The organism is Caldisericum insulae, assembly GCF_047785965.1.
Lineage (GTDB): Bacteria > Caldisericota > Caldisericia > Caldisericales > Caldisericaceae > Caldisericum > Caldisericum exile_A.
In genome coordinates, this window is the sequence record NZ_JBLOBF010000036.1 from 1 (window position 1) to 729 (window position 729).

Genomic DNA, 729 nt, shown 5'->3' on the forward strand with positions numbered 1-729 from the left:
AAGGACTCAATCAGAAGTATTTATATAGAGGCTAACAAAACTTTATCCATCTCGGTAACTTTAGAGAAGCTTGAGGAGACTTTTACTATGCATTCTTATGGTATTTCTCCTGCTAAAGAAAAGATCGTATTACAAGTAGGGAGCAATATAATTACAGTTGACGATAAGAATACTTATCATATTGAAACTGGTCCAGAAATTAAGGATGGTAGAACTTTTATCCCGTTGATTCCGGTTTCAGAAGCTCTTGGGTATAATCTTGAATGGTTTCCAGATTCAAAAAGTATTAGATTGGTAAAAGGAGATATCCTAATTGAATTACAAATTGGAAACGAAGTAGAAGTAATAAAGGATACGGACCCAGACCTTGGGTGGTCTCGACAAGTAAGCTCTGGTGGATCACCGTTTATTAAAAATAATGAGATAATGGTGCCTGTGCAATTTATTGGTGAAGTTCCTGACATAGCGGAGTTGACTTGGGACGCTTTGACAATTACCATTCATTTGAAAGGGTAGCAATTTATTTTAAAATATGAAGCCAATCTAAAGAACTTTAAAATAGGAAGATTTGATGAATTCCATAAAATTGTTTAAAATTTAGATAAGGAGGTAAGATGCTTAATGAAGAAAAAAGAAAGAATTAATATTTTCATTTTGCTTTTAGTTATAATTTTACTCCTTGATTTATTAATTCCAGTTAGCGTTTCTGCTCAAACAGGTAAACTTCTT

The 729-nt window shown here is 32.8% G+C and carries 1 protein-coding gene; it reads left to right on the top strand.

Features of this window, described 5'->3' with window-relative positions:
* Positions 1–516 (top strand): copper amine oxidase N-terminal domain-containing protein (locus ACMV0E_RS08085; RefSeq protein WP_416085872.1); only part of this gene is annotated, 516 nt, incomplete at its 5' end.
* Positions 517–729: the final 213 nt, after the last annotated feature.